At 62.8% G+C, this 5815-nt stretch carries 3 protein-coding genes; 1 reads left to right on the top strand and 2 read right to left on the bottom strand.

Annotated features, from left to right (window positions below; genetic code table 11):
• Positions 1-128 precede the first annotated feature (128 nt).
• On the bottom strand, positions 129-1229 hold the full coding sequence (locus AC30NL_RS16760; RefSeq protein ID WP_489465136.1) for a diguanylate cyclase: 1101 nt from the start codon (positions 1227-1229) through the stop codon (positions 129-131).
• A gap of 13 nt (positions 1230-1242) precedes the next feature.
• The gene (locus AC30NL_RS16755) at positions 1243-1791 is read right to left on the bottom strand and encodes an Lrp/AsnC family transcriptional regulator (protein ID WP_489465135.1); all 549 of its coding nucleotides are present in this window, start codon (positions 1789-1791) and stop codon (positions 1243-1245) included.
• A gap of 189 nt (positions 1792-1980) precedes the next feature.
• On the opposite strand from AC30NL_RS16755, the gene AC30NL_RS16750 reads away from it, so the two are divergent.
• Complete coding sequence (locus AC30NL_RS16750; RefSeq protein ID WP_489465134.1) at positions 1981-5577, top strand: indolepyruvate ferredoxin oxidoreductase family protein; 3597 nt, start codon at positions 1981-1983, stop codon at positions 5575-5577.
• The last annotated feature ends 238 nt before the right edge of the window (positions 5578-5815 follow it).

Genomic DNA, 5815 nt, shown 5'->3' with positions numbered 1-5815 from the left:
GGGGGTGCTGGGCGGGCGCGCTGCGGCGTTGCTCCTCACTTGTGTGGCTCGCCACACGGCGCTCGGAGCGCCTTGCATCGCATCCCGCCCTGCGCCCCCAAGACGGGAACTTATTCCGGGCCATGTCCTTACAGGCTCACGACACGATTGCGACCCTGCGACTTCGCGAGGTAGACCGCCTGATCGGCACGCGAGATCGTCTCGCTGACGGGCTCGCCAGCCCGATGTTCGGTCAATCCCGCGGACACGGTGATCGACAGCGACGAGTCCACACCCTGCGGCCGCATGGCAGCGATGCGTTCGCGCAGCCGCTCGATGCCGGGCTTGGCCAGTGATCCCCGCGTCTCGGTCATCAGCAGCAGAAACTCCTCGCCGCCCCATCGCGCGATCGTGTCAGATGCGCGGATCATGCCAGCCACCTCGTCTGCGAAGGCGCGCAGCACCGCGTCGCCTGCCGGATGGCCGTGCGTGTCGTTGATGCGCTTGAAGTTGTCGATGTCGAGCATGACGATGCAAAACGGATGGCCCGATCGCATGCAGCGCTGATGTTCGAGCTTCAGCAGGTCCAGCATGTGGCGGCGGTTGTAGAGGCCGGTGAGCTCGTCATGCGTCGCCAGATTCTGAATGCGCTGCAAAGCTTCGGCGAGTTCGGCCTTCTGGGCCCGCAGGCGTCGACGCAGCCGGCTCAACTGGCCCGCGAGCATTGACACGACCATCAGCATCGCGCTCAGCACAAAGCCGTGCATGACCTCCACCTTGGGCTCGTAGACCTCGGGCTTGAGCACGGCCATCGTCGCCATGACTGCACCGAACATCGCAATCGCCAGCCAGCCCATGCGGCGCACCATGACAGGAGGCAGCGCGTACATGCCGAACATCAGGATCACGATGGGCGTTGGAAAAATCGCGCCGCGTCCCGGTCCGGCAATGGCATAGGCCCAGACGCCGCTCACCAATGCAATCACCATTTGCAGCACGGTGAGCGAAGGGTCGACGTAGGCGACGTTGAAACCGAGCCGGATGAAAACGAAGACAGCCGCAAAAGCACCGATGGTGTAGATCGTCCACCACAGTGTGGACAAGAAGGGCGCGATACCCACCCACACAAGGTAGTTGACACCGATGGCACAAACCAACATCAAGAACGCTGCGATGGACGTTTGCAGCAAACGAATGCGCTGGTGCGGATCCGTCCCGAGAAGGACGTTGGCAATCGTGGGCGCGGTCATCGGGCGCAGCGTATCAGCCCGGCCGCAGGTGCGCCAAGGGCAGCGCGCCGCCGACTTTGACCTCGCCGAGCGAGAAGCTGGTGTGCAGGTCTTTGACGTTGGGCAGGGTGAGAAGCGTTTCCAGGCACAGCTTGGAAAACGCGTCGAGGTCGGTAGCCATCACCTGCAGCTCAAAGGTGCCCGAGCCCGAGATGTAGTGGCATGAAATAACTTCCGGGATGTGGCGGATGGCGTCTTCGAGCTCCCGCGTCGCAGCCGCAGTGTTGCGCTCGGCGTCGACGCGCACGAAGGCCAGCACGCCCAAACCGATCCGCCGCCGGTCGATCTCCGCCCGATAGCCGGTGATATAGCGCTGGTCCTCGAGCCACTTCACGCGCCGCCAAGTGGGCGCCGCCGACAGGCCGATACGCGACGCGAGTTCGGTGTTGGACAGGCGGGCGTCCTGCTGCAACTCGCGAAGGATGGCGATGTCGTAGCGGTCGAGCGATGAGCCGTGTGGTTCGAGTTCGGTCGGCTCCGGGTTTTTCCCTGCGGCGGGCTGCTTCAGCTTCATCTTGCTCATTTCCACGGCGATTTGAGCAAGATTATTGCTCGACGGCCTTGATTCCAGGCACAGAAAGAAAAGACTTCCGAGACGCGAATCTCTAAACTCCGCTCTTGCAGGATGGGCATTGCAATGGCCTGTGCATCCTGCCAGACCCAAGCGCCGGTCAAACAGCACACCCCCCTCTCTCCGCTGGAGCTCTCGTCGATGAACGCACCCCTTCCCGAGTCGATTCGCAAGGCACTCGAAACCGTCTCGCTGGACGACAAATACAGACTTGAGAACGGCAGAGCGTTCATGAGCGGCGTGCAAGCCCTTGTGCGCCTGCCCATGCTGCAGCGCAAGCGCGATGCCTTCGCAGGCCTCAACACCGCGGGCTTCATCAGTGGCTATCGCGGGTCGCCGCTGGGCACTTACGACCAGGCGCTGTGGCAGGCCAAGAAGCACCTTGCTGCGCAGAACATCGTGTTCCAGCCTGGCGTGAACGAGGAGCTGGGTGCCACCGCCATCTGGGGCACGCAGCAGCTCGACCTCTATCCGAAGACCAACAAATTCGACGGCGTCTTCGGCATCTGGTACGGCAAGGGCCCTGGCGTGGACCGCTGCTCCGACGTGTTCAAGCACGCCAACATGGCGGGAACGGCCAAGCACGGCGGCGTGATCGCGATCGCGGGCGACGACCACATTTCCAAGAGTTCGACGGCCGCGCACCAAAGCGACCACATCTTCAAGGCCTGCGGGCTGCCGGTGTTCTTCCCGTCGAGCGTGCAGGACATCCTCGACATGGGCCTGCATGCCTTCGCGCTCAGCCGCTTCGCGGGCGTGTGGTCGGGCATGAAGACGATCCAGGAGATTGTCGAATCGGCGAGCAGCGTGTTCGTCGATCCGGACCGCGTCGACATCGTGATGCCGGAGGACTTCCAGATGCCGCCGGGCGGCCTGCACATCCGCTGGCCCGATCCGCCGCTGGAGCAGGAAGCGCGCTTGATGGACTACAAGTGGTATGCGGCGCTCGCGTACATCCGCGCCAACAAACTCAACCACAACGTCATCGAAGGGCCTGACGATCGCTTCGGGCTGATTGCCAGCGGCAAGGCCTATAACGACACGCGGCAGGCGCTGCACGACCTGGGGCTGGACGACGACACCTGTCGGCGAATCGGCATCCGCCTTCACAAGGTCAATGTGGTGTGGCCACTGGAGGCGACTATCACGCGTGACTTCGCACAAGGTCTGCAAGAGATCCTCGTCGTAGAAGAGAAGCGGCAGGTCATCGAGTACCAAGTGAAGGAAGAGCTCTACAACTGGCGGCCCGATGTGCGCCCCACCGTGCTGGGCAAGTTCGACGACAGCGAGGCCGACGGCTCCGGCGGCGAGTGGTCGCATGCGAACCCGAGCCACCACTGGCTGCTGCGTGCGCAGGCCGACTTGACGCCCGCAATCATCGCGAAGGCGATTGCGAAACGCCTGAAGAAGCTCGGCGTGGATGCCGACACTGCCGCGCGCATGGATGCAAGGATTGCAGTCGTCGAGGCAAAGGAACGCAGCCTTCAAGCGATGGAAGTGAAAAGCTCGGAAAAGGCGTCTGCCGGCGGCGTGGGCGACCGCACGCCCTGGTTCTGCAGCGGCTGCCCGCACAACACCTCGACGAAGGTCCCTGAAGGCTCGCGCGCCTTGGCTGGCATCGGCTGCCACTACATGGTCGTGTGGATGGATCGTTCGACCTCGACCTTCACACAGATGGGCGGCGAAGGCGTGCCCTGGGTGGGGCAGGCGCCGTTCACCACGGACCAGCACGTCTTCGCGAACCTTGGGGATGGCACCTACTTCCACAGCGGGCTGCTCGCGATTCGACAGGCGATCGCGTCGGGCGTGAACATCACCTACAAGATTCTTTACAACGACGCGGTCGCGATGACCGGCGGGCAGCAGGTGGGCGAGCGCCCGGAGGGCCACTCCGTACTGCAGATCATGCAGAGCCTGAAGGCCGAGGGCGTGGCCAAGTTGTGCATCGTGACAGATGCCCCGCAGAAGTACCAAGGGGTCGGTCTGCTGGCCGGCGTGACGGTCCATCACCGCGATGAACTCGACACCATCCAGCGCGAGTTTCGCGAGCTCAAGGGCACGACCGTGATCATCTATGACCAGACCTGCGCCACCGAGAAGCGCCGCCGCCGCAAGCGCGGCACCATGGTCGAACCGAGCAAGCGCGTGGTCATCAACGAACTGGTATGCGAAGGCTGCGGCGACTGCTCGGTGAAGAGCAATTGCCTGAGCGTCGAGCCGGTGGAAACCGAGTTCGGCCGCAAGCGCCGCATCAATCAGAACTCGTGCAACAAGGACTACTCCTGCACCAACGGCTTCTGCCCGAGCTTCGTCACCGTCGAAGGCGGGCAGATGAAGAGTGCGAAGAAGGCGGACAAGACGCGACCGAGTCCGTTCTCGCTGCCGGCCATTCCCGAACCGTCGTTGCCGCTGGCCGAAGCGGCATGGGGCATCGTTGTGGCGGGCGTCGGCGGCACCGGCGTGATCACGATCGGTCAGTTGCTCGGCATGGCCGCGCACATCGAAGGCAAAGGCATCATCACCCAAGATGCGGCGGGCCTTGCGCAAAAGGGTGGTGCGACCTGGAGCCACATCCAGATCGCCAACCGCATGGACGCAATCCTCACGACAAAGGTCGGAACGGCGGAGGCCGATGTCGTGATCGGCTGCGATCCGATCGTCGCCGCCAACAAGAGCACCCTTGCGGTAATGCGCGAGGGCCGAACTTTCGTCGCACTGAACACGCATGGATCGCCGACAGCGGCCTTCGTGAACAACCCGAATTGGCAGTTCCCAGCCGGCAATTGCGAAAGCGCGATTTCGGCGGCAGCGGGTGCAAGCAACATCGGCGCGCTCGATGCGGACAAGATCTCGGTCGAACTGGTGGGCGACTCGCTCTACACCAACCCACTGATGCTCGGCTATGCGTGGCAGAAGGGCCGCATCCCGCTGAGCCATGCAGCACTGATGCGCGCGATCGAACTCAACGGGGTGCAGATCGACAACAACAAAGTTGCTTTCGAGTGGGGCCGTCGTGCAGCTCACGATCTGGCCGCCGTGCAGGCCTTGCTGAAGCCGGCGCAGGTGATCGAGTTCATGCGGAAGACGACCAAGCTCGATGATTTGGTCGCCAAGCGCGAAGAGTTCCTGACGGGCTACCAGAACGCGGCCTATGCGGCGCAGTACAAAGAGTTTGTCGAGAAGGTTCGTTCAGCGGAGAAGCCTTTGAACAGCAGCAAGCTGACCGAAGCCGTGGCACGCTATCTCTTCAAGCTGATGGCCTACAAGGACGAGTACGAAGTGGCTCGCCTGCACACCGACAAGAGCTTCCTCGACCAAGTGGCAGCGCAGTTCGAAGGCGACTACAAGCTGAACTACCACCTCGCGCCACCGATGCTCGCGAAGAAGAACGAGAAGGGCGAGTTGGTGAAGCGGCCCTTTGGGCCGTGGATGCTGACGGCATTCGGCGTGCTTGCGAAGCTCAATGGCTTGCGTGGAACGGCGTTTGACATCTTCGGTCGGACGGAAGAACGCAAGATGGAGCGCGCCTTGATCGTCGAGTACAGGCAGTGCGTCGAAGAACTGCTGCGCGGCCTGAATGCGACCAACCTGTCACTTGCGGTGGAGATCGCACGGATCCCGGAAGACATCCGCGGGTATGGGCATGTGAAGGAGCGGCACATGGCGACCGCGCGGCCGAAGTGGGCCAGCTTGATGTCGCAGTGGCGCAGCGGGGTGGGCTCGAAGCAAGCCGCGTGACGGTGGCCTTTTCCCGCTTCACTTGCGGGAAAAGGGCTCTGCATTGCTCCTCTCCCTCGGTGAGGGCAGATGGGAGGACCATGGCCGTGGAGTGAGAGATGCCGTGAATTTCAACGGCCGAGGCCCCTCACCCCAACGGGTGCGATTCAAACTGATGTGTACGCTTCAGGTTGCGGACACCGATTTCCGTTCAGGCTGACCCTTCGATACCTCAGGACAGGGTACGCCTACGGCGTAT

Source organism: Rhizobacter sp., assembly GCA_021153565.1.
In the GTDB taxonomy this organism is placed as follows: domain Bacteria; phylum Pseudomonadota; class Gammaproteobacteria; order Burkholderiales; family Burkholderiaceae_C; genus Albitalea.
Note: the sequence above shows the minus strand (reverse complement) of the source record. Positions and strands in the feature narration are given on the sequence as shown.

Excerpts from the sequence above, each read along its gene's own strand:
- AC30NL_RS16755 (WP_489465135.1), bottom strand. The coding sequence starts at position 1,791 with ATGAGCAAGATGAAGCTGAAGCAGCCCGCCGCAGGGAAAAACCCGGAG.
- AC30NL_RS16760 (WP_489465136.1), bottom strand. The coding sequence starts at position 1,229 with ATGACCGCGCCCACGATTGCCAACGTCCTTCTCGGGACGGATCCGCAC.
- AC30NL_RS16750 (WP_489465134.1), top strand. The coding sequence starts at position 1,981 with ATGAACGCACCCCTTCCCGAGTCGATTCGCAAGGCACTCGAAACCGTC.